At 71.7% G+C, this 25,293-nt stretch carries 26 protein-coding genes; 13 read left to right on the plus strand and 13 right to left on the minus strand.

What is annotated here, in order from left to right; genetic code table 11:
* Nucleotides 1-95: 95 nt before the first annotated feature.
* The 3 genes from mctP to ACZ6J5_RS27705 form a co-directional block, all read right to left on the minus strand.
* Entirely contained in the window at nt 96-1,721 is a 1,626-nt protein-coding gene (gene mctP / locus ACZ6J5_RS27695; protein ID WP_469395961.1) for a monocarboxylate uptake permease MctP, read from the minus strand.
* Entirely contained in the window at nt 1,718-1,972 is a 255-nt protein-coding gene (locus ACZ6J5_RS27700; RefSeq protein ID WP_362479280.1) for a DUF3311 domain-containing protein, read from the minus strand. Before ACZ6J5_RS27700 ends, mctP begins: the two co-directional genes overlap by 4 nt.
* A 135-nt stretch (nt 1,973-2,107) precedes the next feature.
* Nucleotides 2,108-2,872, minus strand: a complete 765-nt coding sequence (locus ACZ6J5_RS27705; protein ID WP_469395963.1) for a GntR family transcriptional regulator — start codon at nt 2,870-2,872, stop codon at nt 2,108-2,110.
* A 292-nt stretch (nt 2,873-3,164) separates the two neighbouring features.
* Here ACZ6J5_RS27705 and ACZ6J5_RS27710 point away from each other — a divergent pair, with 292 nt between their 5' ends.
* The 4 genes from ACZ6J5_RS27710 to ACZ6J5_RS27725 all read left to right on the plus strand — a co-directional run bounded on the left by ACZ6J5_RS27710 (nt 3,165) and on the right by ACZ6J5_RS27725 (nt 7,894).
* Nucleotides 3,165-4,448 carry an extracellular solute-binding protein gene (locus ACZ6J5_RS27710; protein WP_469395965.1) on the plus strand — a complete coding sequence of 428 codons (1,284 nt, stop codon included), beginning with the start codon at nt 3,165-3,167 and terminating at the stop codon, nt 4,446-4,448.
* Nucleotides 4,449-4,522: 74 nt separating this feature from the next.
* Entirely contained in the window at nt 4,523-5,512 is a 990-nt protein-coding gene (locus tag ACZ6J5_RS27715; protein WP_469395967.1) for a carbohydrate ABC transporter permease, read from the plus strand.
* A complete protein-coding gene (locus ACZ6J5_RS27720; protein ID WP_469395968.1) occupies nt 5,509-6,363 on the plus strand; it encodes a carbohydrate ABC transporter permease in 855 nt (284 codons plus the stop codon). Before ACZ6J5_RS27715 ends, ACZ6J5_RS27720 begins: the two co-directional genes overlap by 4 nt.
* A gap of 10 nt (nt 6,364-6,373) precedes the next feature.
* Entirely contained in the window at nt 6,374-7,894 is a 1,521-nt protein-coding gene (locus ACZ6J5_RS27725; protein ID WP_469395970.1) for a glycoside hydrolase family 3 protein, read from the plus strand.
* A gap of 130 nt (nt 7,895-8,024) precedes the next feature.
* Here ACZ6J5_RS27725 and nagB read toward each other — a convergent pair whose 3' ends face one another.
* The gene (nagB, locus tag ACZ6J5_RS27730; RefSeq protein WP_469395972.1) at nt 8,025-8,810 is read right to left on the minus strand and encodes a glucosamine-6-phosphate deaminase; all 786 of its coding nucleotides are present in this window, start codon (nt 8,808-8,810) and stop codon (nt 8,025-8,027) included.
* A 259-nt stretch (nt 8,811-9,069) separates the two neighbouring features.
* Entirely contained in the window at nt 9,070-9,822 is a 753-nt protein-coding gene (locus ACZ6J5_RS27735) for an SDR family oxidoreductase (protein WP_469395974.1), read from the minus strand.
* 82 nt (nt 9,823-9,904) lie between these two features.
* On the opposite strand from ACZ6J5_RS27735, the gene ACZ6J5_RS27740 reads away from it, so the two are divergent.
* Nucleotides 9,905-10,576, plus strand: coding sequence for a TetR/AcrR family transcriptional regulator (locus ACZ6J5_RS27740; protein WP_469395976.1), 672 nt, complete (start codon nt 9,905-9,907; stop codon nt 10,574-10,576).
* 318 nt (nt 10,577-10,894) lie between these two features.
* Entirely contained in the window at nt 10,895-12,361 is a 1,467-nt protein-coding gene (locus ACZ6J5_RS27745) for a sensor histidine kinase (RefSeq protein WP_469396080.1), read from the plus strand.
* A 195-nt stretch (nt 12,362-12,556) separates the two neighbouring features.
* On the opposite strand, the gene ACZ6J5_RS27750 is transcribed toward ACZ6J5_RS27745, so the two are convergent.
* Nucleotides 12,557-12,814, minus strand: a complete 258-nt coding sequence (locus ACZ6J5_RS27750) for a WhiB family transcriptional regulator (RefSeq protein WP_003953983.1) — start codon at nt 12,812-12,814, stop codon at nt 12,557-12,559.
* 318 nt (nt 12,815-13,132) lie between these two features.
* On the minus strand, nt 13,133-14,101 hold the full coding sequence (locus ACZ6J5_RS27755; RefSeq protein WP_469395977.1) for a diacylglycerol/lipid kinase family protein: 969 nt from the start codon (nt 14,099-14,101) through the stop codon (nt 13,133-13,135).
* Between the two features lie 100 nt (nt 14,102-14,201).
* Between ACZ6J5_RS27755 and ACZ6J5_RS27760 the strand changes: the two genes are divergently transcribed.
* Nucleotides 14,202-14,654 carry a hypothetical protein gene (locus ACZ6J5_RS27760; RefSeq protein ID WP_469395979.1) on the plus strand — a complete coding sequence of 151 codons (453 nt, stop codon included), beginning with the start codon at nt 14,202-14,204 and terminating at the stop codon, nt 14,652-14,654.
* Between the two features lie 77 nt (nt 14,655-14,731).
* Here the strand turns inward: ACZ6J5_RS27760 and ACZ6J5_RS27765 are convergent, their stop codons facing one another.
* From ACZ6J5_RS27765 to ACZ6J5_RS27775, 3 genes are all read right to left on the minus strand, one after another.
* Entirely contained in the window at nt 14,732-15,790 is a 1,059-nt protein-coding gene (locus ACZ6J5_RS27765) for an RNA polymerase sigma factor SigF (protein ID WP_469395981.1), read from the minus strand.
* Nucleotides 15,787-16,200 (minus strand): ATP-binding protein, encoded by a 414-nt coding sequence (locus ACZ6J5_RS27770; RefSeq protein ID WP_362479307.1) that lies wholly within the window; start codon nt 16,198-16,200, stop codon nt 15,787-15,789. Before ACZ6J5_RS27770 ends, ACZ6J5_RS27765 begins: the two co-directional genes overlap by 4 nt.
* A gap of 191 nt (nt 16,201-16,391) precedes the next feature.
* Entirely contained in the window at nt 16,392-16,652 is a 261-nt protein-coding gene (locus tag ACZ6J5_RS27775; protein WP_362479309.1) for a UBP-type zinc finger domain-containing protein, read from the minus strand.
* Between the two features lie 77 nt (nt 16,653-16,729).
* Here ACZ6J5_RS27775 and ACZ6J5_RS27780 point away from each other — a divergent pair, with 77 nt between their 5' ends.
* Nucleotides 16,730-18,325 (plus strand): Na+/H+ antiporter, encoded by a 1,596-nt coding sequence (locus ACZ6J5_RS27780; protein WP_469395983.1) that lies wholly within the window; start codon nt 16,730-16,732, stop codon nt 18,323-18,325.
* Here the strand turns inward: ACZ6J5_RS27780 and ACZ6J5_RS27785 are convergent.
* Both ACZ6J5_RS27785 and ACZ6J5_RS27790 read right to left on the minus strand, forming a co-directional pair.
* On the minus strand, nt 18,304-19,212 hold the full coding sequence (locus tag ACZ6J5_RS27785) for a 1-aminocyclopropane-1-carboxylate deaminase/D-cysteine desulfhydrase (RefSeq protein ID WP_469395985.1): 909 nt from the start codon (nt 19,210-19,212) through the stop codon (nt 18,304-18,306). The two genes, ACZ6J5_RS27780 and ACZ6J5_RS27785, sit on opposite strands and share 22 nt — an antisense overlap.
* Nucleotides 19,213-19,342: 130 nt before the next feature.
* Entirely contained in the window at nt 19,343-19,933 is a 591-nt protein-coding gene (locus ACZ6J5_RS27790) for an N-acetylmuramoyl-L-alanine amidase (protein WP_469395987.1), read from the minus strand.
* 284 nt (nt 19,934-20,217) lie between these two features.
* Between ACZ6J5_RS27790 and ACZ6J5_RS27795 the strand changes: the two genes are divergently transcribed.
* The 5 genes from ACZ6J5_RS27795 to ACZ6J5_RS27815 all read left to right on the plus strand — a co-directional run bounded on the left by ACZ6J5_RS27795 (nt 20,218) and on the right by ACZ6J5_RS27815 (nt 24,508).
* Complete coding sequence (locus ACZ6J5_RS27795) at nt 20,218-21,633, plus strand: family 2B encapsulin nanocompartment shell protein (RefSeq protein ID WP_469395988.1); 1,416 nt, start codon at nt 20,218-20,220, stop codon at nt 21,631-21,633.
* 212 nt (nt 21,634-21,845) lie between these two features.
* Nucleotides 21,846-22,895 carry a family 2 encapsulin nanocompartment cargo protein polyprenyl transferase gene (locus tag ACZ6J5_RS27800; protein WP_469395990.1) on the plus strand — a complete coding sequence of 350 codons (1,050 nt, stop codon included), beginning with the start codon at nt 21,846-21,848 and terminating at the stop codon, nt 22,893-22,895.
* Between the two features lie 147 nt (nt 22,896-23,042).
* Entirely contained in the window at nt 23,043-23,627 is a 585-nt protein-coding gene (locus ACZ6J5_RS27805) for a dihydrofolate reductase family protein (protein ID WP_469395992.1), read from the plus strand.
* A gap of 58 nt (nt 23,628-23,685) precedes the next feature.
* Nucleotides 23,686-23,892 carry a hypothetical protein gene (locus ACZ6J5_RS27810; RefSeq protein WP_469395994.1) on the plus strand — a complete coding sequence of 69 codons (207 nt, stop codon included), beginning with the start codon at nt 23,686-23,688 and terminating at the stop codon, nt 23,890-23,892.
* 193 nt (nt 23,893-24,085) lie between these two features.
* Complete coding sequence (locus tag ACZ6J5_RS27815; RefSeq protein WP_469395996.1) at nt 24,086-24,508, plus strand: DUF6304 family protein; 423 nt, start codon at nt 24,086-24,088, stop codon at nt 24,506-24,508.
* Nucleotides 24,509-24,577: 69 nt separating this feature from the next.
* On the opposite strand, the gene snpA is transcribed toward ACZ6J5_RS27815, so the two are convergent.
* Nucleotides 24,578-25,231: a snapalysin gene (gene snpA / locus ACZ6J5_RS27820; protein ID WP_469395998.1), complete on the minus strand. Its 654-nt coding sequence runs from the start codon at nt 25,229-25,231 to the stop codon at nt 24,578-24,580.
* Nucleotides 25,232-25,293 lie beyond the last annotated feature (62 nt).

The following is a 25,293-nucleotide window of genomic DNA, read 5'->3' on the forward strand; positions in this document are numbered from 1 at the left end:
CGCCCGCCTCCGGGATACCCGGAGGCGGGCGGGAGCGGGGCGGCGCGGCGGCCGTACGGGGCGGGTGCCGGGGCCGTACGGGCCGGTGCCGGGGGTCAGTGCCCGGCGGCGCCGACCTTCGGGAGCTCGGTGGCGACGCCCTTGTCACCGGCGTCCGCCGTGTAGTCGCCGGGCGAGGTCTCGTCGACGCCGTCGGGCGCCTTGAGCGCCTTCAGGACGAGGGTGAGGACCACGGTGACGACGACGTTGAGCACGAAGGCGGTGAGGCCGATGTAGCCGATCTCGCCGATGCCGGGGATCTCGGCCGAGGAGCCGCCGAAGTGCTTCTGGGTGGGGCTGGCCACCCCGTACGCGGCGGCGGTGCCGTAGACCATGCCGACGGCCCAGCCGCCGAGCAGCGCCCAGCGGTGGAACCAGCGGGTGAACAGGCCGCCGACGAGGGCGGGGAAGGTCTGGAGGATCCAGATGCCGCCGAGCAGCTGGAAGTTGATCGCGACGGTCTTGTCCATGGTGAGGACGAAGACCAGCGCGCCGACCTTCACGAGCAGCGAGACCAGCTTGGAGACCTTGGTCTCCTGCTCCGGCGTCGCGTCCCGCTTGAGGAAGTCCTTGTAGATGTTGCGGGTGAAGAGGTTGGCCGCCGCGATCGACATGATCGCGGCCGGGACCAGGGCGCCGATGCCGATGGCGGCGAAGGCCACACCGGCGAACCAGGCGGGGAACATGTCCTCGAAGAGCTGCGGGATGGCGAGCTGCCCGTTGCTGACCTTCACGCCGGCGGCGATCGCCATGAAGCCGAGCAGCGCGAGCAGGCCCAGCATCAGCGAGTACAGCGGCAGGATCGTGGTGTTGCGGCGGATCACCTCGCGGCTCCGGGACGACAGGGTCGCCGTGATGGAGTGCGGGTACATGAAGAGCGCCAGCGCCGAGCCGAGCGCGAGGGTCGCGTACGTCCACTGGCCGGCCTCGCCGGGCACGAGCGCGCCCTTGGGCTTGCCGGTGGCCGGGTTGACCGTCTGGTAGGCCTCGCCCGCCTTGGCGAAGATCTCGTCGAAGCCGCCCAGCTTGATCGGGATGTAGATGATCGCCACCGCGATGACGAGGTAGATCAGGGTGTCCTTGACGAAGGCGATGAGCGCCGGGGCGCGCAGCCCGGAGGAGTACGTGTACGCCGCGAGCACGCCGAAGGCGATGAGCAGCGGCAGGTCCTTGACGAACCAGTGGGTGTCCTCGCCGCCGCCGACGCCCATCACGTCCAGGACGGCCTGGATGCCGACGAGTTGCAGGGCGATGTACGGCATGGTGGCGAGGATGCCGGTGACGGCGACCGCCAGCGACAGGCCCTTGGAGCCGAAGCGGCCGCGGACGAAGTCGGAGGTCGTCACGTAGCCGTGCTTGTGCGAGACCGACCACAGGCGCGGCAGGAAGGTGAAGATCAGCGGGTAGACCAGGATCGTGTACGGCACGGCGAAGAAGCCGGCCGCGCCCGCCGCGTAGATGGCCGCCGGGACGGCGACGAAGGTGTACGCGGTGTAGAGGTCGCCGCCGAGCAGGAACCAGGTGACCCAGGTGCCGAACGAGCGCCCGCCGAGGCCCCATTCGTCGAGGCTGTTCTCGTTCTCGGCCTTGCGCCACTTGGCGGCCAGGAAGCCCATGACCGTGACGGCCAGGAAGAAGAAGACGAAGACGCCGAGCGCGACGCCGTTCACGCCGTCGTTCATCGCGCGTCACCCCCCTTGCGGGCGCGCTGGTCACGCTTCCAGAGCTGGTACGCGATCATGGTCAGCGCGGTCGAGACGACCACCCAGAGCATCTGGTACCAGTAGAAGAACGGGATGCCGGCGACGGTGGGCTCCACCTTCGCGTACGAGCCGACCCACAGCATCGCGACGAACGGCGCGAACAGGCAGAGCCCGATCACCACTCTGACCGGTGTGATGACCGGTTGTTTCCCTTGTGCCGCTTCTGACATGGCGAAACCGTCCCCTCGCTGATCACCTCGTGAGACGGGGAAATCTAGGGGACGGTCCCGCTGTTAGGAACCCCTGTCCGTATAACGGATCAAGACTGTCAGGTCTACGTCAGATCGATATCGGGCGGGCCCGGCTCAGTCGTTGGGGCGCTGCAGGCGGGCGACGAACTTGTAGCGGTCGCCGCGGTAGACGGAACGCACCCATTCGACCGGTTCGCCCTGGGCGTCCAGGGAGTGCCGGGAGAGCATCAGCATCGGCAGGCCGACGTCCGTGCCGAGCAGTCCGGCCTCGCGCGGGGTGGCCAGCGAGGTCTCGATCGTCTCCTCGGCCTCGGCCAGGCGCACGTCGTAGACCTCGGCCAGCGCCGTGTACAGCGAGGTGTACTTGACCAGCGAACGCCGCAGCGCCGGGAAGCGCTTGGCGGACAGGTGGGTGGTCTCGATGGCCATCGGCTCGCCGCTCGCCAGACGCAGCCGCTCGATCCGCAGCACCCGTCCGCCGGCCGTGATGTCGAGCAGCCCGGCGAGGGTGTCGTCGGCCGTCACGTATCCGATGTCGAGCAACTGCGAGGTGGGCTCCAGGCCCTGCGCGCGCATGTCCTCGGTGTACGAGGTGAGCTGGAGGGCCTGGGACACCTTGGGCTTGGCCACGAAGGTGCCCTTGCCCTGGATCCGCTCCAGCCGGCCCTCGACGACCAGTTCCTGGAGGGCCTGGCGCACGGTGGTGCGCGAGGTGTCGAACTCGGCGGCCAGGGTGCGCTCGGGCGGGACCGGGGTGCCGGGCGGCAGGGTCTCCGTCATGTCGAGCAAGTGCCGCTTGAGCCGGTAGTACTTGGGCACGCGCGCGGTGCGGGTGGCTGGGCCGCCCTCTGTCTCCGTGCTGCCCGTGTCCGTGGCCATGGCCTGCCTTCCCGACTCCTGTGCTGCTGCCGTCACCGGCTCCTCCGTCTGTCGCGGCTCACATGGTGGCACGGACCGGTCACGGGTCGTCGCCCTCCCTCAGGTGTCGGTCCGATAACGGACCCGACTGCCCTTCTTATACACCCTTGACACCCCTAAAGGTCTAGGCCAAGCTCCGGGTACTGGTCTACACCATTAAAGACCAGGTCCCAGCCCCACGAGCACTACTCGACGTATGTCTGTATGTCTTCGCGCGGTGGGCAGGGGTTGCAGCATCCCTGAGGAGGGTGGCGTGAAGCGCAAGCTCATCGCGGCGATCGGCGTCGCGGGCATGATGGTCAGCATTGCCGCGTGTGGTGGCTCGGACGACAAGGGCGGTGCGAAGGCCGGCGGTGACGCCAAGGAGCTCACCGTCTGGCTGACGGTCGACGCCCAGAACAACTGGCCGGAGCTGGTCAAGGCCGCCGATGACGCGGTGACCAAGAAGCACCCGGGCATCAAGATCAAGCACGAGTACTACGGCTGGCCGGACAAGAACACCAAGCTCGACGCGGTGCTCGCCACGGACAAGGCCCCGGACGTTGTCGAGATGGGCAACTCCGAGATGATCAGCTACATGGCCAAGGGCGCCTTCGCCCCGGTCGACCCGTCGAAGTTCGACAACTCCGACAAGTGGCTCGACGCCCTGAAGGACTCGGTCACCTACAACGGCAAGACCTACGGTGTCCCCTACTACGCCGGTGGCCGCGTGGGCACCTGGCGCAAGGACATCGCCGCCGAGGCGGGTGTCACGGCCGCCCCGAAGACCTGGGCCGAGCTGACCGCCGCCCTGGACAAGATCCAGGCGAAGAAGGGCGACAAGTTCAGCGCCTGGTACCAGCCGTCGCCGGACTGGTACGCCGCGATGTCCTTCGTCTACGAGGCGGGCGGCTCCATCGCCAAGCAGGACGGCGAGACCTGGAAGGCGAACCTCTCCTCGCCCGAGTCCGTCAAGGGCCTCACCGAGTACAAGAACATCGTCGACAAGTACATGCACGGCGACAAGACGAAGGACGAGTCCGACCGTCCCGTCGTCTTCGGCCAGGGCAACTCCGCGACGATCTTCGCCGCCGGCTGGGAGGGCGCCACCGCCGCCGACCCGAAGTCCGACAAGGTCGGCGGGCTGAAGGACAAGCTCGAGAACTTCGTCATGCCCGGCCCGTCCGGCAAGAACCTCCCCGTCTTCCTCGGCGGCTCGGACCTGGCCATCCCGGTCAAGTCCAAGGCGCAGGGCGTCGCGGCCGAGTGGATCGCCGCCTTCACCGGCCCCGAGGGCCAGAAGGGCCTGATCGCCAAGGGCAACCTGCCCAACAACAAGGCGGACCTCGCCCCGCTGAAGAACGACCCGGCCACCGCCGTCCCGGCGACCGCCGCCGAGTCGAGCTGGTTCGTCCCGACCGCCCCCGGCTGGGGCCAGGTCGAGAAGGCCCAGACCCTCAAGACGATGCTCATCGAGATCGCCAACGGCAAGAAGTCGGTCGAGCAGGCGGCCAAGGACGCCGACGCCGCGATCGACAAGGTCATCAACACCAAGTGACCTATGGCAGGGCCCCGTCGCCACGGCGGGGCCCTGCCGCCCGTACCACGAGAGGGATCGCTGAGGAGCACGGGATGAGTGCCGCAGACACAACCACCGCGAAGGTGCCGCCGGTGCGGCAATCGCCACCATCCGGCTCCACGGCCGGTGTCCCCGCCCCGCGCGGGAAGTCCATAGGCAGAGCCGGGGTCCCATGGCTGCTCCTCGCGCCATGTCTGCTCGTGCTCCTCCTGGTCCTCGGCTATCCGCTGGTCCGCCTGGTCTCCCTCTCGTTCCAGAACTACGGCCAGCCGCAGCTGTGGGGCTTCGAGGCGCCCACCTCGGCCGGCCTGGAGAACTTCACCCGGATCCTCGGCGACTCCGAGTTCTGGTCCGTGGTCCTGCGCACCGTGATCTTCGCGGGCGGCGCGGTGATCGTCACGATGGTCCTCGGCATGGCGATCGCGCTGCTCCTCCAGCGCGTCTCCGGCTGGGTCAAGCTCCTCATCAACATCGTCCTCGTGGCGAGCTGGGGCATGCCGATCATCGTCGCCACCGCCATCTTCAAGTGGATCTTCGACACCGACTACGGCGTCCTCAACTGGCTGCTCAGCCGCCTGCCGGGGGTCGACATGATCGGCCACAACTGGTTCGCCAGCGGCCCCCAGGGCCTCGCCGTGATCATGCTCCTGGTGGTCTGGGGCGCCGTGCCCTTCGTCGTGATCACCCTGAGCGCCGGCCTCACCCAGGTGCCCAAGGAGCTCGAAGAGGCCGCCCGCCTCGACGGCGCCGGAGCCTGGAAGGTCTTCCGCTACGTCACGCTGCCGATCCTCAAGCCCATCATCGTCATGCTGACGACGCTCTCGGTGATCTGGGACATGGGCGTCTTCCCGCAGGTCTACGTGATGCGCAACGGCCACCCCGAGGCCGAGTTCCAGCTCCTCACCACGTACTCGTTCGACCGGGCGTTCGTCGTCAACGACTACGGCACCGGCTCCGCGATCGCGCTCGTCACGGTCCTGCTGCTGCTCGGCGTCGTCGCGGTGTACATGCGCCAGATGCTCAAGATCGGAGATGTGGAGTGAGCACCGCCAAGGTCGCCGCGGCCCCGCGCCGCCCGCGCAAGTCGAAGTTCGGCTGGAACCTGCTCGGTCTGCTCGTCTTCGTCACCGCCGGCTTCCCCGTCTACTGGATGCTGAACACGGCGTTCAAGCCCGACCGGGACGCCATCGACCCCAACCCGAAGTTCTTCCCGACCACCTTCACGCTCGACAACTTCAAGCGTGCGCTGGACATCGCGGACTTCTGGGGCCCGGTCACCCGCAGCCTCCTCGTCTCGTCCGTCGTGGTCGTGATCGGCATCGTGGTCGGCCTCCTCGCCGCCCTCGCGATCTCCCGCTTCGCCTTCCGGGGCCGCAAGGTCGTCATCGTCGGCATCCTCGCGGTCCAGATGGTCCCGCTGGTCGCGATGATCATCCCGGTCTTCCTGATGCTCAACGACCTCGGCCAGTACGACAAGATCAGCGGCCTGATCATCACGTACCTGACCTTCATCCTCCCCTTCACGGTGTGGACCCTCCGAGGCTTCATCGTGAACATCCCCAAGGAGCTGGAGGAGGCCGCGCAGGTCGACGGCTGCACCCCCACCGGCGCGTTCCTGCGGGTCGTCTTCCCGCTGCTCGCCCCCGGCATGGTCGCCACCTCGGTCTACGGCTTCATCCAGGCCTGGAACGAGTACCTCTACGCCCTGATGCTGATGAGCCAGCAGAACCAGACGGCCACCGTCTGGCTCTCCAACTTCATCACCAAGAACGGCACCGAGTACTCCGCGATGATGGCCGGCTCCACCATGATGGCCGTGCCCATCGTGATCCTCTTCCTCCTCGTCCAGCGCAAGATGGCCGCTGGCCTGACGGCCGGCGCCGTGAAGGGATGACGTCCTCCCCATGACCATTCTCGAAAGCGCCTCGGACACCCTGACCCGGGACGCCCTCACCGTCCTCCAGCCCGGCTTCGTGGGCACCACCGCCCCCGACTGGCTGCTGCGCCGGATCGGCGAGGGACTCTCCTCGGTCGGCCTCTTCGGACGCAACATCGACACCCCGGAGCAGCTCGCCGCGCTCACCGCGCGGCTGCGCGCCGAGCGGGACGACGTCCTCGTCGCCATCGACGAGGAGGGCGGCGACGTGACCCGCCTGGAGGTCAAGCAGGGCTCCTCCTTCCCGGGCAACTACGCGCTGGGCAGCGTCGACGACGTCGAGCTCACCCGGGCCGTGGCCCGCGAGCTCGGCAGCCGGCTCGCCGCCTGCGGGGTCGACCTCAACTGGGCGCCCTCCGCCGACGTGAACTCCAACGCCGACAACCCGGTCATCGGGGTGCGCTCCTTCGGCGCCGACCCCGAGCTGGTCGCCCGGCACACCGTGGCCTACGTCGACGGCCTCCAGGCCGTCGGTGTCGCCGCCTGCACCAAGCACTTCCCGGGGCACGGCGACACCAATGTGGACTCGCACCACGCGCTGCCCCGCATCGATGTGGACCTCGACACACTGCACGCCCGTGAGCTGGTGCCTTTCCGCGCGGCCATCGCCGCGGGTACCAAAGCCGTCATGAGCGCGCATATCCTGCTCTCCGCGCTCGACCCGAACCGTCCCGCCACCCTGAGCCCGCAGATCCTCACCGGTCTGCTGCGCCGGGAGCTGGGCTTCGAGGGGCTCATCGTCACCGACGGCATGGAGATGCAGGCCATCTCCTCGACGTACGGCATCGAGCGCGGATCCGTCCTCGCGATCGCCGCGGGCGCCGACGCCATCTGCGTCGGCGGCGGGCTGGCCGACGAGGACACCGTACTGCGGCTGCGCGACGCGCTGGTGAACGCGGTACGGGCCGGTGAACTGCCCGAGGAGCGGCTGGCCGACGCCGCGGCGCGCGTGCGCGCCCTGGCGGCCTGGACCCAGGCGCACCGGGCGAGGGGGGCTGGTTCGGGGCCGGGCGCGGCAGTGCAGGAGGGGACCGCGCCCGGCACCGACGTGGGTCTCGTGGCGGCCCGCCGGGCCCTGCGGCTGACCCCGGGCGAGCACCCGTACCAGCCGGTCACCGAGGCGCCCTACGTGGCCTCCTTCACCCCCGTCGCCAACTTCGCGGTCGGCGACGAGACCCCCTGGGGCGTCGCCGCCGAACTGGAGCGGCTGCTCCCCGGCACCGCGACCGGCAACTACGGCGCCGACGCCTCGCTGGACGGGCTGCTCGCCGCGGCCGGCGGCCGGCGCGTGGTCGCGGTCGTCCGGGACGCCCACCGCCACCCGTGGATGGCGAAGGCCCTGGACGACCTGCTGGCCGCCCGCCCGGACACCGTGGTGGTCGAGATGGGCCTCAACGAGTCGGAGCCTCGCGGGGCCCTGCACATCGCGACCCACGGCGCCGCCCGCGTCTGCGGCCGCGCCGCCGCGGAGGCCGTCGTCGGACGCTAGTCCCACGCCCGGGAGTCCCGTGCCCGGGAGTCCCGTGCCCGTGTACGCGAAGGGGCCCGGCACCTGATCCAGGTGCCGGGCCCCTTCGCGTGACGTGCGCCGGTGCGCGGGCCGCCGCGGATCCGGACGGCTAGATGCCCTGCCAGGCGGGCTTGCTCGCGAAGGTGTGGCGGAAGTAGTCGGCCAGCTTCAGCTTGGACGCGGCGGCCTCGTCCACGACCACGGTCGCGTGCGGGTGCAGCTGGAGCGCGGAGGCGGGCACGAGCGCCGCGACCGGGCCCTCGACCGTCTGCGCCACGGCTTCGGCCTTGCCCTCGCCGGTGGCGAGCAGCACCAGGTGGCGGGCCTCCAGGATGGTGCCGATGCCCTGGGTGATGACGTGGTGCGGCACCTGCTCGATGTCGTTGTCGAAGAAGCGCGCGTTGTCCACCCGGGTCTGCTCGGTGAGCGTCTTGATCCGGGTGCGGGAGGCGAGCGAGGAGCAGGGCTCGTTGAAGCCGATGTGCCCGTCGGTGCCGATGCCGAGGATCTGGAGGTCCACGCCGCCGGCCTCGCTGAGCGCCCGGTCGTAGGCCAGGCAGGCCGCCTGGACGTCCTCGGCGGAGCCGTCGGGGCCCATGAAGGCGTCCTGGGTGAGGCCGAGCGGCTCGACGACCTGGCGCAGCACCGTGGACCGGTAGGACTCGGGGTGCCCGGCGGGCAGCCCCACGTACTCGTCCAGCTGGGCGATGCGGGCCCGGGAGGCGTCCACGGAACCGGCCGCGACCTTGGCCGTCAGGGCGTCGTAGATGGGCAGCGGGGTCGATCCGGTGGCCACGCCGAGCAGCGCGTCCGGCTTGCGGCGCAGGAGGTCGGCGATGCCGTCCGCGATGAGCTCGCCGCCCGCCTTGGCGTCCTTGACGATGACAACTTCCACGCTGTGCCTGCCGATCTGGTGAGGGGCTGGAAAGGAGCCTGGTGGTATAGACCAATCAAACCCAAATCTAGCAGAGCCGAGGCCGTCCGCCCATGTCGTTCCGGCCCGCGGACGGGCCGGGGGGACCCGTCCTCGGCCCACCTCACCCATCGTCGGCCGCCGCCGCCCCGACAGCCACTCGGGACCGCGCCCGCCCGCCCGCGCCCGCCCGCCCGCGCCCGCCCCGCGCCCGCGCCCGGGCCCCGCGCCCGCCCCGCGCTCAGGCCAGAGAGCCCCCCGTCGCGTCGATCCACTGGCCGGTCACCCAGCGCCCGTCGGGGGAGGCCAGGAAGGCCACCACGTCGGCTATGTCGGCCGGCTCCCCGACCCGCCCCAGGGCCGACATGGCCGCCGCCCCGGCCCACGCCTCCTCGTCCCCCCGCAGCCAGCCCGCGTTGATGTCGGTGTCGACGATGCCGGGCGCCACCGCGTTCACCGTGATCCCGCGCGGGCCCAGCACCTTCGACAGGTCGCGGGTGAAGGTGTCCAGGGCGCTCTTCGACATCGCGTACGCGATCAGCTCCGGCATCACCGAGGCGTGCGAGAGGCCCGTCGACACGTTCACGATCCGGCCGCCGTCGCGCAGCCGCTCCACGCCCAGCCGGGACAGGAAGAAGGGCGCCCTGGTGTTGACGGCGAAGATCCGCTCGTACTCCTCCTGGGTGATCGAGGCGAAGGGTGCCGTGGCGGTGATCCCCGCGTTGTTCACCAGGATGTCCAGGCCGTCGGCGTGGGCGTCGAAGGCGGCCCACAGCCCCTCCGCGTCCCCCGGGACGCCCAGCTCCTGCCCGATCGCGAAGGCGTCGCCGCCCGCGGCCCCGATCGCCTCGACCGTCTCCTTCGCCGCCGCCTCGTTGCTCCCGTAGTGCACGGCGACCCGCGCGCCGTCCCTCCCCAGCCGCTCGGCGATCGCCCGTCCGATGCCCCTGCTGCCACCCGTGACCAGCGCCGTCTTCCCCGCGAGCACGCCCATCGGGACGCCCCCCTCACATCTGTAGCGGTCGTTACGAAAAGAACCGTACCACGTTCCGTAGCGGGCGCTATAGAATTTCCCCATGACCTCGAAACAGCGCGGCCGGCCCCGCTCCTTCGACCGCCTGACGGCGCTGGAGCAGGCCACGATGGCCTTCTGGGAGCACGGGTACGAGACGACCTCCGTCTCCGACCTCACCCGCGTGATGGGCATCAGCGCGCCCAGCCTCTACGCGGCCTTCGGCGACAAGAGGACGCTCTTCGAGGAGGTCGTGGAGGGGTACGCGCGCTCGTACGGCGCCTTCGGCGGGCGCGCCTTCGCGGAGGAGCCGACCGCCCGCGCCGCGATCGGCCGGATGCTCAGGGAGGCGGCGGGGGAGTACACGGACCCGGCCCACCCACGGGGCTGCCTGATGATCTCGGCCGCGGTCAACTGCTCGACGCCCGAGGTCGAGGAGGCCCTGCGCGGGCGCCGGGAGGCCAGCGTGGCCTCGTTCGAGGGGCGGATCCGCCGGGACGTGGAGAGCGGCGAGCTGCCCGCGGACACGGACGTCCGGGCCCTCGCCCGGTTCAGCGGCGCCGTCCTCCAGGGCATGTCCCAGCAGGCCCGCGACGGGGCGGGGCGGGAGGAGCTGGAGGCGCTGGCCGAGACGGCGATGCGCGCCTGGCCACCGGCCGGCGGGGCGCGGGAGGCCGGAGCGGCCTCGGCTGAAGCGGCCTCGGCCCGAGCGGTCGCGCCCGGATCGGCCCCGTAAGACACCCGCGGGCCGCGGCGCCTGACGGGACCCTCAACCCGTCCGGCACCGCAGCCCGGAGTTGCTCGGCCGTGGGTGTGCGGTGCCCTCGGCCGTCGGGAGGTCTCGGCGCAGTCAGGGCAGAGAGCGCCGGGTACCTCGTCCACCCTCCTGTGCGGGGAGAGTGGAGGCTCCTTGGAAAGCATTGTGGACTAGACCATTCTCGTCTGTCCATCCATAGGAACCGGGTCCTTCCGGGCCCATCCTCCAACACGGAGCCCCGGAGATCCAGGTTCACCGCCCTGTAATTCCGCGGGTACGCTCGCACACGTGCCCTCCATGAACGACCTCGTCCGCCAGCACACCGCCCTGAGCGAGTCCGACCTCGACTGGCTCCACACGCTGGTGTCGGAGTGGCAGCTGCTCTCCGACCTCTCCTTCGCCGACCTCGTCCTGTGGGTTCCCACCCTGGACGGCACCCGGTACGTCTCCGTCGCCCAGATGCGGCCCAACACCGGCCCCACGTCCTACCAGGACGACATGGTCGGCCATCTGGTCCCGCGCGGCCGGCGCCCGCTCCTGGACGCCGCCCTCGACGAGGGCCGGATCGTCCGCGAGGGCGACCCGGAGTGGCGCGAGGAGGTCCCGGTCCGGGTCGAGTCCATCCCCGTGCGCCGCGAGGGCCGCGTCCTCGGCGTCATCGCCCGCAACACCAACCTGCTCACCGTCCGGACCCCCTCGCGCCTGGAGCTCACCTACCTCCAGTCCGCCTCCGACCTGGCCCAGATGATCGCCGCGGGCACCTTCCCGTTCCCCGGCGAGCAGGTGGACATGGACTCCTCGCCCCGCGCGGGCGACGGGCTGATGCGGCTCGATGCCGACGGCGTCGTGCAGTACGCCTCGCCCAACGCCCTCTCCGCGTACCACCGGCTCGGCCTCGCCGCCGACCTCACCGGGCAGCACCTCGGCCAGATCACCGCCGAACTGGCCCCCTCCCGCGGCCCGGTCGACGAGGCCCTGGCCACGATGGCCTCCGGCTACGCCCCGCGCGAGTTCGAGGTCGAGGGCAACGGCGGCGTGATCCAGCTCCGGGCGATCCCGCTCAAGCCCAAGGGCACCCGCATCGGTTCGCTGGTGCTGCTCCGGGACGTGACCGAACTGCGCCGACGCGAGCGCGAGTTGATCACCAAGGACGCCACCATCCGGGAGATCCACCACCGGGTGAAGAACAACCTCCAGACGGTGGCCGCCCTGTTGCGCCTGCAGGCCCGCCGGATGGACTCCGAGGGCGGGCGCGAGGCCCTCAACGAGGCCGTCCGGCGCGTCGGTTCGATCGCCATCGTCCATGAGACGCTGTCCCAGAACCTGGACGAGCGGGTCGAGTTCGACGAGATCGCGGACCGGGTGATCGCGATGGTCGCGGAGATCTCCCCGGGCAAGGTGACCTGTCGGCGCAACGGGCGCTTCGGCATCCTGGACGCCGAGGTCGCCACCCCGCTCTCCATGGTCCTCACCGAGATCCTGCAGAACGCCCTGGAGCACGCCTTCGCGCCGGGGGAGCAGGGCACGGTCGAGGTCACCGCCGTCCGAGGCGAACCCCGCGCGGACGCCCGGCTGCTGATCACGGTCAAGGACGACGGGCGCGGGCTGCCCGAGGGCTTCGACCCGCAGCGGGCCGGCAACCTGGGGCTCCAGATCGTGCGGACCCTGGTCGAGGGCGAGCTCGGCGGCGGTTTCGACATGCAGCCGGGCGAGGAGCGCGGCACCCGGGTCGTGCTCGACATCCCCGTGCAGCCGCAGAAGTAGCCCCCGTACGGCGGGGGTTGGGGTCCCGGACCCCGGCCCCCGACCGCACTCCCGCCGCGCACAGCAGCGAGCCCCGGACCGAAGTGAATCGGTCCGGGGCTCGAATGCTGTGGGTTACTGCTGCGCGCTGCGGCTCGGGGGCGGTGAGTGCGTACACGATGTACGCGCCGCGTGCCTCAGGCTGTCACAGGTGGCTCAGGCGCTGGCGTTGCGCGCCCGGTTGCGGGCGGCGCGGCGCTTCATCGCACGGCGCTCGTCCTCGCTGAGGCCACCCCAGACGCCGGAGTCCTGGCCGGACTCGAGCGCCCACTGCAGGCACTGCTCCATGACGGGGCAGCGGCGGCAGACGGCCTTGGCTTCCTCGATCTGCAGCAGCGCAGGACCGGTGTTGCCGATGGGGAAGAACAGCTCGGGGTCTTCCTCACGACAAACGGCGTTGTGACGCCAGTCCATGGCTGCTACCTCTCTTGGTTATTACGTGCAAGTTGCTTGTGAATGTGAACGCTTTCACGAATCCCCCCGCAAGGGAAGGGCCGACTGCCAGGTGAACTGGTGTGGTCCAGAGTTTGAGGAGGGGTTCTGGCTCTCAGTGGAGGCCGGTGTTGCGGGCCGTCCCGATCGCCAAGAAGAGACTCGCAAACCTCGGCAGCGGATACAACCCCTTCTGGAAAGTTTTTTTTGATTCCTCGGTGTCGGCTCCGTCACAGCCGTACTTCTAGGGGGTGGATGGCAGCCTAAACGTTCGAGTGGAAGGACTTTCGACTCTTCCGGTCACACAATCACACGCAGTGCACGGCGTACGCCTGTGAACGTCACGCTCGTACGCAGCCCCAGATGGTCGCCGTCCATCTGAAGGGGTAGGGGCACCTTCGAATGCAAGGTGAAGTCGGTCAGGTCGTGCAGGGTTCTCGCGTGCTTGCCGTGCGGCCCCTTTTCGGGGGTCGAAGTCAGCAGCTGAGTGGCGTACCGGGCCACCGAAGGAGCCGAGAGCCGGCTCAGTCCGAGCACGTCCAGCGCGGTTTCGAAGGACGCCTCCGGGGACGCGTACACCGGGCGATTCCCGAGGTAGGTCCAGGGGGAGGTGTTGCAGATTATGGAGAGGACCAGATCCTCCACAGGATCCTCACCCGGGCGCTCCAGCGTGATCGTCCCGTGCCGCCGGTTCTGCTCGCCCAGGAACTGGCGCACCACCTGGCGCAGATAAAGCGCGTGCGTCGAACGCTTTCCGCGCTCCCGCTGCTGTTCGACCCGGCCGATCACGCTCGCGTCGAAACCGTATCCGGCACAGAACGTGAACCACCGTTCCGGAACGGCCTCGTCCTCCGTGCCCGGCGTCCCGGACGCCAGCCCCAGGCTCACCGTCCGTGCCCGCCGCTCACGCAGCGCGTCGAGCAGTGCCCCGGTCGCCTCCACGGCGTCGTTCGGCAGCCCCAGCGCGCGGGCGAACACATTGGTCGAGCCGCCCGGCACCACCGCGAGCCCCGGCAGCCGGTCCGGGTCGGGCCCCGCGTGCAGCAGCCCGTTGACCACCTCGTTGACCGTGCCGTCGCCGCCGAGCGCCACGACCAGGTCGATGTCGTCCGAGTCGGCGGCTCTGCGTCCCAGGTCACGGGCGTGACCCCGGTACTCGGTGGTGATCGCCTCCAGCTTCATCTCGCTGGCCAGCGCGTGGATCAACACGTCACGTGTGCGGGCACTGGTGGTGGTGGCTGCCGGGTTGACCACGAGAAGCGCGCGCATGGTCGCCAGGGTACCTACCCGGCGGTACCGGGGCCCAGCCCGGCCCGTACCCCCGGCCCGTACCCCCGGCTCCCCGCCGGCCCCGGCTACCCTGCAGGGCATGAGCAGTGCCGACAGCGCCGAGGGTGCAGACATGAGCAGTACGGAGCGGAGCCCGCGGCCCGGGCGCCTCACGGCCGCCGCCGCGGTGGCCGGCGTCGAGGGCCTCGCCCTCCTGGCCGGCGGTCTCTACATGCTGGTGACCGTCCTCGGCGACGGGCCCGACGACCTGACCTCGGCCGTCATGGGCGCCGCGACCCTGGTCGCCCTCGGCCTGATCCCGCTCGCCGCCGCCCGCGGCCTGTGGCTGCGCCGCTCCTGGGCGCGCGGCCCCGCGGTCATCACCCAGATCCTCGCCCTGCCGGTCGCCTGGCAGCTGCTCCAGGCGAACAGCGTCATGATCCCGGCCGGCATCGCCCTCGCCGTGCTCGCCGTGACCGGGCTCGTCCTGCTGGCGAGCCCGTCCACGACCGAGGCGCTCGGCATCCGGCGCCCCGGCCAGGGCCAGGACTAGGCCAGGGCCAGGGCCAGGCCCAGGGCCAGGGCCAGGCCCAGGGCCAGGGCCGGAACGCGCCGCGCTGAGGCCCCGGCCTACTCCTCCACCAGCAGCTTCTCCCGCAGCTGCGCCAGCGTCCGCGCGAGCAGCCGGGAGACGTGCATCTGCGAGATCCCGACCTCCTGCGCGATCTGCGACTGGGTCATGTTCCCGAAGAAGCGCAGCAGCAGGATCCGCTTCTCGCGCGGCGGCAGGTCCTCCAGGAGCGGCTTGAGCGACTCCCGGTACTCGACCCCCTCCAGCGCCTCGTCCTCCGCGCCCAGCGTGTCCGCGACCGCGGGGGACTCGTCGTCGGTGTCCGGCACGTCCAGGGAGAGCGTCGAGTAGGCGTTCGCCGACTCCAGCCCCTCCAGGACCTCCTCCTCCGAGATCCCCAGCCGCTCCGCCAGCTCGTGCACGGTCGGTGACCGTCCGTGCTGCTGCGAGAGCTCCGCCGTCGCCGTGGTCAGCGAGAGCCGAAGCTCCTGGAGGCGCCGGGGGACCCGGACCGCCCAGCCCTTGTCACGGAAGTGGCGCTTGATCTCGCCGACCACCGTGGGGGTCGCGTACGTGGAGAACTCCACACCCCGGTCCGGGTCGAACCGGTCCACCGACTTGATCAGGCCGATCGTCGCCACCTGGGTCAGGTCGTCGAGCGGCTCGCCCCGGTTGCGGAAGCGGCGGGCCAGGTGCTCCACCAGCGGCAGGTGCATCCGCACCAGCCGGTCGCGCAGCGCGGCCTTCTCCGCGGATCCCTCCGGCAGTGCCCGCAGCTCGATGAAGAGCGCCCGCGCGCCGCTGCGGTCGTGCGGGTCGTGGGCGGCCGGCGGCGCCGGGGCGGGCTCGGGAGCCCCGCCGGACGCCCCGGCGGCCACGTCGGGGACACCGGCCGCCCCGGCGGCCCCCGGGGCCGCCGCGGCCTCAGGGGTCCCGGGGGGCCCTGGGGTGCCCGGAACCTCGTTGTGCTGGTCCTGCTCGCTCATCTGGTCCGCCTGCTCCGCGTGATCCGTAGCGACCTCGACTCCGGCCCCGACCGGGACCGACCCGGCCCCGGCGTCCGGATGCGGCCGTGCCTGCTGCTCAGGGATGCCGGCCGTCGCGTCCCCGCGCCTCACGCCGGGCCTGGCCCCGCGCCGCGCTGTTTGTACAGGCTGATGGAGACCGTACGGTCGGCCGCCACGGACGATTCCACCTTGCCGGCCAGTGCCGACAGCACCGTCCACGCGAAGGTGTCCCGCTCGGGGGCCCGGCCGTCCGTCGTCGGGGCCGACACCGTGACGTCGAGCGAGTCGTCGACCAGCCGGAAGACGCAGCTCAGCACCGATCCCGGCACGGCCTGCTGGAGCAGGATCGCGCACGCCTCGTCGACGGCGATGCGCAAGTCCTCGATCTCGTCGAGGGTGAAGTCCAAACGCGCCGCGAGACCGGCCGTGGCCGTACGCAGCACGGACAGGTAGGCACCCGCAGCGGGCAGCCGGACTTCCACGAAGTCCTGGGTCCCGGGCTCGCCTGCGATCTGGGACACCCTCACCTCCAAGGTGGCACAAGCTCTTTCGGGGTCCGGGGAAGAACCCCCCGGACCGGGCGGAACGCAGTGGGTTGCGCGATCCGCCGAGACGCTATCGCGATCCGTCCCGCCGTGTCGCCGGGGGCCCTGAGGACCGGCCCCCGCCCGGCGGCCGCGGAGAACCCGCGGAGGGGTGACGTACCCAGCCGTCAGACGATCGAACCGTCCACGAAGCACCAGCGCCAGCGCTCGTTGGGCTCGAAGGTCCGCATCACCGGATGGCCGGTCGCCGTGAAGTGCGCCGTCGCGTGCCGCCCCAGCGAGGAGTCGCAGCAGCCCACGTGCCCGCAGCTGAGGCAGAGCCGCAGCTGGACGGGGTGGGTGCCGTCGGCCAGGCACTCCGGACAGGTGTCGTTCAGCGGCGCCGGTTCGGGGCGCGGCATTTCGGCAACGTGCGGGCACTCGCTCATGATGGCCAGGTTACGTTGTGGCGGGACTCGCGTAGCGGGAGTGACGCAAGCCCATGGACGTTACGGACGGGACGGGCATGGACGCACTTCAGCTGGTGGCACTGGTCGCGGCGAGCGCCGCGGTGGCGGGCTTCGCCCGGCGCACCCCGGTCCCCGCGCCGCTGCTCCTGGTGGCCGTCGGCCTGATCGCGGCCTATCTGCCGGGGGTGCCGGACTACACCCTCGACCCGCACATCGTGCTGCCGCTGATCCTGCCCCCGCTGCTCTACACGGCCGCCGTCGACTCCTCGTACCTCGACCTGCGCGCCAACATCCGGCCGGTCGCCCTGCTCTCCGTCGGCTACGTGCTGTTCGCGACGGTCGCGGTCGGCTGGCTCGCGTACGTCCTCGTGCCCGACCTGCCGCTGACGGCGGCGCTCGTGCTCGGCGCGGTCGTCGCCCCGCCGGACGCCGTCGCCGCCACCGCCATCGCCCGCAAGCTCGGCCTGCCGAACAGGATCACGACCATCCTCCAGGGCGAGTCCCTGGTGAACGACGCCACCGCCATCACCGCGTACAAGGTGGCGCTCGCCGCCGCCGTGGGGGAGGGCATCAGCTGGGCCGGCGGCCTCGGCGAGTTCGCGCTCGCCTCGCTCGGCGGCATCGGCGTCGGCCTGATCCTCATGGTGCCCATCCACTGGCTCCGCACCCATCTGCGCGAGGCGCTGCTCCAGAACACCCTCTCGCTGCTCATCCCCTTCGTCGCCTACGCCGCCGCCGAGGAGGTCGGGGCCTCCGGCGTGCTCGCCGTCGTCGTGGTCGGCCTCTTCCTCGGGCACAAGAACTGGCAGGTCGACTTCGCCACCCGGCTCCAGGAGGAGGCGGTCTGGAAGATGGTCGCCTTCGTCCTGGAGTCCGCCGTCTTCGCGCTGATCGGCCTCCAGCTCCCGTACGTCGTCCAGGGCCTCGGCCGGTACGGGATCGGCGAGGCGGCCTGGTACGCGGCCGGGGTCTTCGTGGCCGTGGTCGTCGTCCGCTTCGTCTGGGTCTACCCCGCCACCTTCCTGCCCCGCCGCTTCTCCGCGCGCATCCGCGCGCGCGAACCCGAGGTGGACTGGCGGGCGCCGCTGGTCGTCGGCTGGGCCGGGATGCGCGGGGTCGTCTCGCTCGCCATCGCCTTCTCCATCCCCGTGATCGCCGACGGGACCGAGTTCCCGGCCCGCAACCTGGTCCTCTTCCTCACCTTCACCACCGTCATCGGCACCCTCGTGGTCCAGGGCCTCACCCTGCCGCCGCTCATCCGGGCCCTGAAGCTGCCCGGCCGCGACCGCTACCAGGAGACCCTCGCCGAGGCGCAGGCCCAGAGCGAGGCGTCGGGGGCCGCCGAAGCCCGCCTCGACGAGCTGCTCGCCGACGAGCGCAACGTCCTCCCGCCGCCGCTCGCCGACCGGCTCCGCACCGTCCTGGAGCGCCGCCGCAACGCCGTCTGGGAGCGGCTCGGCGCCGTCAACGAGGTCACCGGCGAGACCGCCGACGACACCTACCGGCGGCTGGCCCGCGAGATGATCGACGCCGAACGCGAAGTCTTCGTACAACTGCGCGACGCGCGCCGGATCGACGACGAGATGATGCGCACCCTGCTGCGCCGGCTCGACCTGGAGGAGGCCGCGGCCTACCGGGAGGAGTCCGACTGAGGCTCCGGCGAGCCGGTGACCACGGCCGCGATCCGGGTGCCGGGGGCGAAGGCGCCCTCCTCGGCGAGCGTCACGAGACCATGGAGCATTTTGGCCACATACAGCCGCTCGATGGCGAGTCCATGCCGCGCCCCGAAAGCGTCCGCGAACGCGTCCAGCTCCGGGGGGACACGGGCGTAACCGCCGCAATGGAAGCGCTCGTCCAGTCGCCACTCCCCGCGCGGGGAGCCGAAAGCGGCCTCCTGGAGGGCCCTGACCTCGCCGCCGAGGAAGCCGCCCCTGAGCACCGGGACGCCGAGGACGGGGCCCGGGAACCCGGCGGCCAGCCCGGCCAGGGTGCCGCCCGTCCCGCAGGCGACGGCGGCCACGTCGGCCCGGCCCGCCAGCTCGCGCCCGAGCTCGGCGCAGCCCGCGACCGCGCGGGCGTCGCTGCCGCCCTCGGGGACGACGTACACGTCTTCGGGCGCCTCGGCCAGGATGCGGCCGAGGACGGCGGGCTTGTGCTTGGCGCGGTACGTGGCGCGGTCGACGAACAGCAGCCGCATCCCGTCCGCCGCGCAGCGCGCGAGCGAGGGGTTCAGCGGCCGGCCGGCCAGCTCGTCGCCGCGCACGACGCCGAGGGTGCGGAAGCCGAGGAGGCGGCCGGCGGCGGCCGTCGCGCGCAGGTGGTTGGAGTAGGCCCCGCCGAAGGTGAGCACGGGCCGCCCGGCCGCCGCGCGCAGGTTGGGCGCCAGCTTGCGCCACTTGTTGCCGGGCAGGTCGGGGTGGATCAGGTCGTCGCGCTTGAGCAGCAGCCGCAGGCCGTGCCGGGTGAAGCGCTCGTCCTCGACCGGCTCCAGGGGGGAAGGGAGCCGGGGGCGCAGGCGTTCGAGGTCGGGCGCGTTCACCCGGTCATTCTCCCGGACGCGGGCGGCGTCGGGTCTCCGCGCGGGGTCTCCGCTTGAGGCCCCGCATGGAGCCCCGCATGGAGCCTCGTAGGGCGTCCCGCATGGTGCCCCGCTTGAGGCCCCGCGCGGGTCAGCGCAGCTGCTCGGCGATCCGCTCGCGCAGGGACGCCATCGTGAAGCCGCGCGGATCGACCTTGCCCGGCTGCCACTCCCGGTGCCCGATCACCGAGCGCTGGGTCCAGCCGTGCACCCGGCAGACCGCCGCCGCGGCCTTGGCGATGGCGTCGAGCTGGACCTTGGGCCACGGGTCCACGCCGTCGCCGAGGTTCTCGCACTCGAAGCCGTAGAAGTGCCGGTTGCCGTCGGTGGTGGCCTCCCGGTCCGGCGGCAGGCCCTTCTCGGCGATGACCGCGCGCAGCACCTCGGCGTCGCCGAGACCGGCGTGGTTGGCCCGGCCGTAGCCGACGAGGTGGACACCGCCGTCCTTGGCGATCACGCCGTGACAGAGCGGCCCCGGCAGGGACTCGTAGCCGTCCCGGCAGATGCGGACGGTGCTGGCGGTGCCCCGGGTGACGGTGTGGTGGATCATCACGCCGTACACGGGGCCCCAGGGGCCCTTGTGGTTGCGGTTGTGGGTGCGCCAGTCGCCGACCTCGACGACGTCGAGGCCTTCGCCGCGCAGCGCGTCGAGGAAGCGGTTCGCGGACATGGGTGAGGACATGACCGGCTCCTTTCGGCAGAGGGATCGCAGAGGGATCTCCGGTCGTTCCGGAGTACCGGAGGGTCGTCCTCCGCTGCCATCCGTTCGGGCCGTGTGCGAGCGGATCCGGACACGGGGGAGCGAGGGGGCGCGAAACAGCGCCCACCGGCGTGCGCTGTTCGAGTGGAAATCGTGCCCCTTGCCCGTTTGAGGCTCGCCGACTCCCACTCTTTTGTGTAATGGCGGTGGCACTCTCCGTGCTGAAAGGCTTCCTCTCGCAGATCTGTCATACGAGAGGGAGTTCCATGTCCGTTGGTTCGGTTGAGGACGAGGCCCGCGCGGAGCAGACGCCGCCGCAGCAGAGTCTCGGCACGGCCGCCGCGCGGAACCTCGCGTCCACCACCAAGTCGGCTCCGCAGATGGAGGAGATCTCCTCCCGCTGGCTGCTGCGCGCGCTGCCGTGGGTGGAGGTCAAGGGCGGGGCCTACCGGGTGAACCGGAGGCTCAGCTACACGGTGGGCGACGGCCGCGTCACCTTCGTGCAGACCGGGACGCGGGTCGCCGTCATCCCGGCCGAGCTCGGCGAGCTTCCCGCCCTGCGCGGTTACGAGGACCTGGACGTCCTCGCCGAGCTGGCCGCCCGCTGCCGGCAGCGGGAGCTCGCGGCGGGCGAGGTCCTCGCCGCGCGCGGCGAGGCCGCCGACCGGGTCCTCCTCCTCGCGCACGGCAGGGTCGAGCGGATCGGCGCCGGGCCGTACGGGGACGAGACCGTGCTCGGCGTCGTCGCCGACGGCTCGTACCTCGGCGAGGACGCCCTCGTCGACGGCGAGGCCGTCTGGGAGTGGACCGCCCGCGCGGCCACCGCCTGCACGGTCCTGGAGCTCACCCGCGCCGACGTGCTCGCCCTCGCCGAGCGGGCCGGCTCGCTCGCCGCGCAGCTCGCCGGCGTCACCGCCCTGCCCGAGCAGCGCACCAACTCCTTCGGAGAGGCCGCCATCGACCTCTCCGCGGGCCACGTCGGCGAGGCCGTGCTCCCGCACACCTATGTGGACTACGAGGCCGCCCCGCGCGAGTACGAGCTGAGCGTCGCCCAGACCGTCCTGCGGGTCCACTCCCGCGTGGCCGACCTCTACAACCACCCGATGGACCAGACCGAGCAGCAGTTGCGGCTCACGGTCGAGGCGCTGCGCGAGCGCCAGGAGCACGAGCTGGTCAACAACCGGGAGTTCGGCCTCCTCGCCAACTGCGACCACGGGCAGCGGATCCAGCCCCACGACGGCGCCCCGAGCCCGGACGACCTGGACGAGCTGCTCTCCCGCAGCCGCGACGCCAAGCTCTTCCTCGCCCACCCGCACGCCATCGCCGCCTTCGGCCGCGAGCTCAACCGCCGGGGCCTGGTGCCCGACAGCGTCGACGTGGCGGGCACCCGGACACCGGCCTGGCGCGGGGTGCCGATCTTCCCCTGCGACAAGATCCCGGTCTCGCGCGAGCGCACGACCTCGATCCTCTGCATGCGTACGGGCGAGTCCGACCAGGGCGTGATCGGCCTGCACCAGACCGGCCTGCCGGACGAGATCCAGCCGGGGCTCTCGACCCGCTTCATGGGCATCGACGCCCAGGCCATCGTCTCCTACCTGGTCACCGCCTACTACTCGGCCGCCGTCCTTGTTCCCGACGCCCTGGGCGTGCTGGAGAACGTGGAGATCGGCCGCAGGCACTGACCGGCGGGCGCGAGGGCGCGATGCGGGCCGGCGCGGCGGAGGGATCCGCCGGGGCGACGACGACGGAGACGGCGACGACAGCGACGGCGACGGACACGGCCGGCGAAACGGCCGGCGCAAGGGCCGGCGGGACAGCCGAGACAGACGAGACAGCCGAGACGGCAAACCCGGCCGGGTTAGCCGTCCCGGCGGAGAAAGCGACGACGAGGAACATGACCACGATCAGTGCCGACGCCGCGACCGGGGGACAGGGTGCCGTGCTGCTCCTGGACCGGACGCGCAGCGTCGTCGACCCCCAACTGCGCAGCACCGTCGAGTCGCTGCCCGGCTCGATACGGCGGGTGGCGATGTACCACTTCGGCTGGGAGCACGCCGACGGGACCCCCGCGGAGGGCTCCGGGGGCAAGGCGATCCGCCCGGCCCTGGTGCTCGCGGCGACCCGCGCGTTCGGCGCGGACCCCGCCCCGGCGGTGAAGGCCGCCGCCGCGGTGGAGCTCGCGCACAACTTCACCCTGCTCCACGACGACATCGTCGACGAGGACCCGACCCGGCGGCACCGCCCCACGGCCTGGACGGTGTTCGGCATCCCCGACGCGCTCATGGCGGGCGACGCGATGTCCGCGCTGGCGCTGCGGCTGCTCGCCGAGGACCCGCATCCGGCCTCGACCGCCGCCGCGGCCCGGCTCGCCGCCTGCGTCATCGAGCTCTGCGCGGGACAGCAGGCCGACTGCGCCTTCGAGCGGCGCGGTCCGCGCGAGGTGGGCCTGGACGAGGTGGTGGCGATGGCCACCGCCAAGACCGGCGCCCTGCTCGGCTGCGCCTGCGCGGTGGGCGCGCTGTACGCGGGGGCGGGTGAGGAGGAGGTCGCGGCGATGGACGCGTTCGGCCGCGAGGCCGGGCTCGCCTTCCAGCTGATCGACGACCTGATCGGCATCTGGGGCGACCCGGGGCGCACGGGCAAGCCCGCCGGGGCCGACCTCGTCGCCCGCAAGAAGTCGCTGCCCGTCGTGGCCGCGCTCGGCTCCGGCACCCCGGCGGGCGAGGAGCTGGCCGAGCTGTACGCGCGCCCGGTGCTGGACGCCGCGGCGGTGCGCGCGGCGGCGGACGCGGTCGAGCGGGCCGGGGCCCGGGACTGGGCGCAGGCGCAGGCGGCCGAGCGGATGGCCCGCGCGGTCGAGCAGCTGTCCCGGGCGGTGCCGGACCTGTCGGCGGCGGGCGACCTGCTGGCGCTCGCGGAGTTCGTGACCCGCAGGAACCGCTGACGGGGAGGGGCGGGGGAGCCGTAGGAGAGGCCGTACGAAGAGCGCGTACGAAAAGCGTGTACGAAAAAGCTTGCGTAACCACTACGCCTAGAGCACTATGTGCGAAGTGGTCAGACCGGCCGCACTCCCTGAGGAAAGAGACCCGGCTTGCGCAAGCTCACGTACTACGTCGCCTGCACCCTCGACGGCTTCATCGGCGACCCCCACGGCGACGCCTCGACCATGTTCCAGTTCATGGACGAGGAGTACGCCGCCTTCATGAACGCCGAGTACCCGGACACGATCCCCACCGCGTTCCGCGAGGCCTTCGGTCTCGCGGGCGTGGCCAACAAGCGCTTCGACACCGTCATCCAGGGCCTCGGCTCGTACCGCCTGGCCCTGGACGCGGGCGTGACCAGCCCGTACGCCCACCTCCGGGAGATCGTCGCGAGCCGTTCGCTCGTGGAGTCGCCCGATCCGAACGTCGAGCTGGTCGCCGGCGACCTCGTCGGCCGTGTCCGCGAGCTCAAGGCCGAGGAGGGCGGGCTCGGCATCTGGCTCTGCGGCGGCGCACAGGTCGCGGGAGAGCTGGCCGACGAGATCGACGAGCTGGTCATCAAGTCGTACCCGCAGGTCTACGGTTCCGGAATGCCGATGTTCGCCACCGGCTTCGGCATCCGGGACTTCGAGCTCCAGGACGTGCGGGCCTTCGGCAACGGGGTCGTCGTGCGCACGTACACCAGGAAGCGGTGACGGCGGGGCGCGGTGCCGGCGGGAAGCGGTCCCGGACGGGTCGTCCTACGCTGGAGACATGACCGAGGCGGCACCGCACACCACGCGGGACCCCCGGGCCGAGCGGCGCTGCGCGGCCTGCGGGGAGCCCCGCGAGGTCCGTGCCCGGCGGCACAAGGTCCTGGGGGCCTGGGTGCCCGAGTGGGCGGTCGGGCCGTGCCGCAACCCGCGCTGCGCACGGTACGAGCCGCCCGGCGAAGCCCGCGACGACGGCGACGCCGCCTGACGACGGGCGGCGGGCCGCGCGCGGCAGGCTTCGCGCGGCGGGCCGCACGCGGACGGGTGGCCAAGTGGTCGGAGCGGAAGCCGCGAGCACGCATCTGACCGGCAAGAACGGCGAGAGCGGCGAGACCGGGAGAAGTCCGGCCACGGGGTGACCGGCCGAGCGCCGGAGCCGGTCATACCGCTACAGTCCGCGCATGTCATCGGAGTCGACAGAAGTCTGGACCGGTTGGTACCGGGACCGCCTCGGGGCGGAAGCGATCTCGATCGCGGCCGACGGGGGCCATGTGGCCACCCGGATCAGGGGAATCGAGTACACGGGCGCGAGCTTCGCCGCGCTGCGGGCCGCGGACGAGGGCGGGCAGGCCCTCGGCGGATGCGTACTGGAGTGGGATCTCCCGCTCCCCGTGGTCGCGGACGGCGTGACCCAGCAGGCCACGCTCAGCTGCCTGTTGACGCTCGGCGAGCGGGCCGACCTCGGCCTCACGCTGCACTACGCGGGCGCGGCCTACGAATCCGGCCTCGCCGGGGCCGACTTCGAGGACGCCCTCGCGCGGGTGGCCCGCCAGCTGCCGCCCGGCACCGAGTTCGGCCGGAGGACGCTGCGGGCCGCCGTCTGACCCTCCCGGGCCCGCGGCCGCGACGGCACTCGGCCGCCGCGGCCGCGGGCCCCTTGTTCAGGAGGTCGTTCAGGACTTGAACGCCGAGGTCAGCCCGTACCGCCACAGCTGGTCGACGCGGGCGCGCTCCGTGGCGTTCGGGTAGGCGTTCTGGCAGGACGTGCCGGGCCCGCCGCCGGACATCAGCTCGCTGCACGGGCCGCTGTAGCGGTCGGGGAGGCCGAGCACGTGCCCGGTCTCGTGGGCGGTGACGCGGGTGGAGTTGTACTGCTGGTTCTGCCGGTAGTCGAGGAAGATGTAGCCGTTGCCGTGCCCGTCGGTGCTCGCGTACGAGCCGCGGGAGTCGTTGCCCTCGTAGTAGGTGAAGTCGGGGTTGGATCCCTCCACCAGACGCACGTTGACGACGGAGCCGTTCCAGATCTGCGCGGAACGGGATATCTGGGTGCGGAAGCTGGGAGCGTTGGCGGCGCTGTAGACCACGGTCACGGCGGCGGCACCAGGCGCGGCGGCCCGCTTCTTCGCCACGGACTTCATGACGGCGTCGAAGAACGCCTGGTTGGCCTTGGCCTCCGCGCTCGAACCCGCGTAAGCGGTGTAGCCGACGACGCCGGCGCCCGGAGCGGGCGACGCGACCGCGGTGGCGGGCGCGGCGCCGAGGGAGAGGGTGAGGCCGGCACCGAGGGCGGTGGTCAGCAGGGTGGTGAGGACCTTCGGGTGTCGCATGGGGGGCTCCTCCTGTGGGGTTGAGGAGAGTGTCGGGGGAGCCGGGGCGCCTGGGGATGATG

The sequence above is a fragment of the Streptomyces sp. NPDC042100 genome, assembly GCF_055582325.1.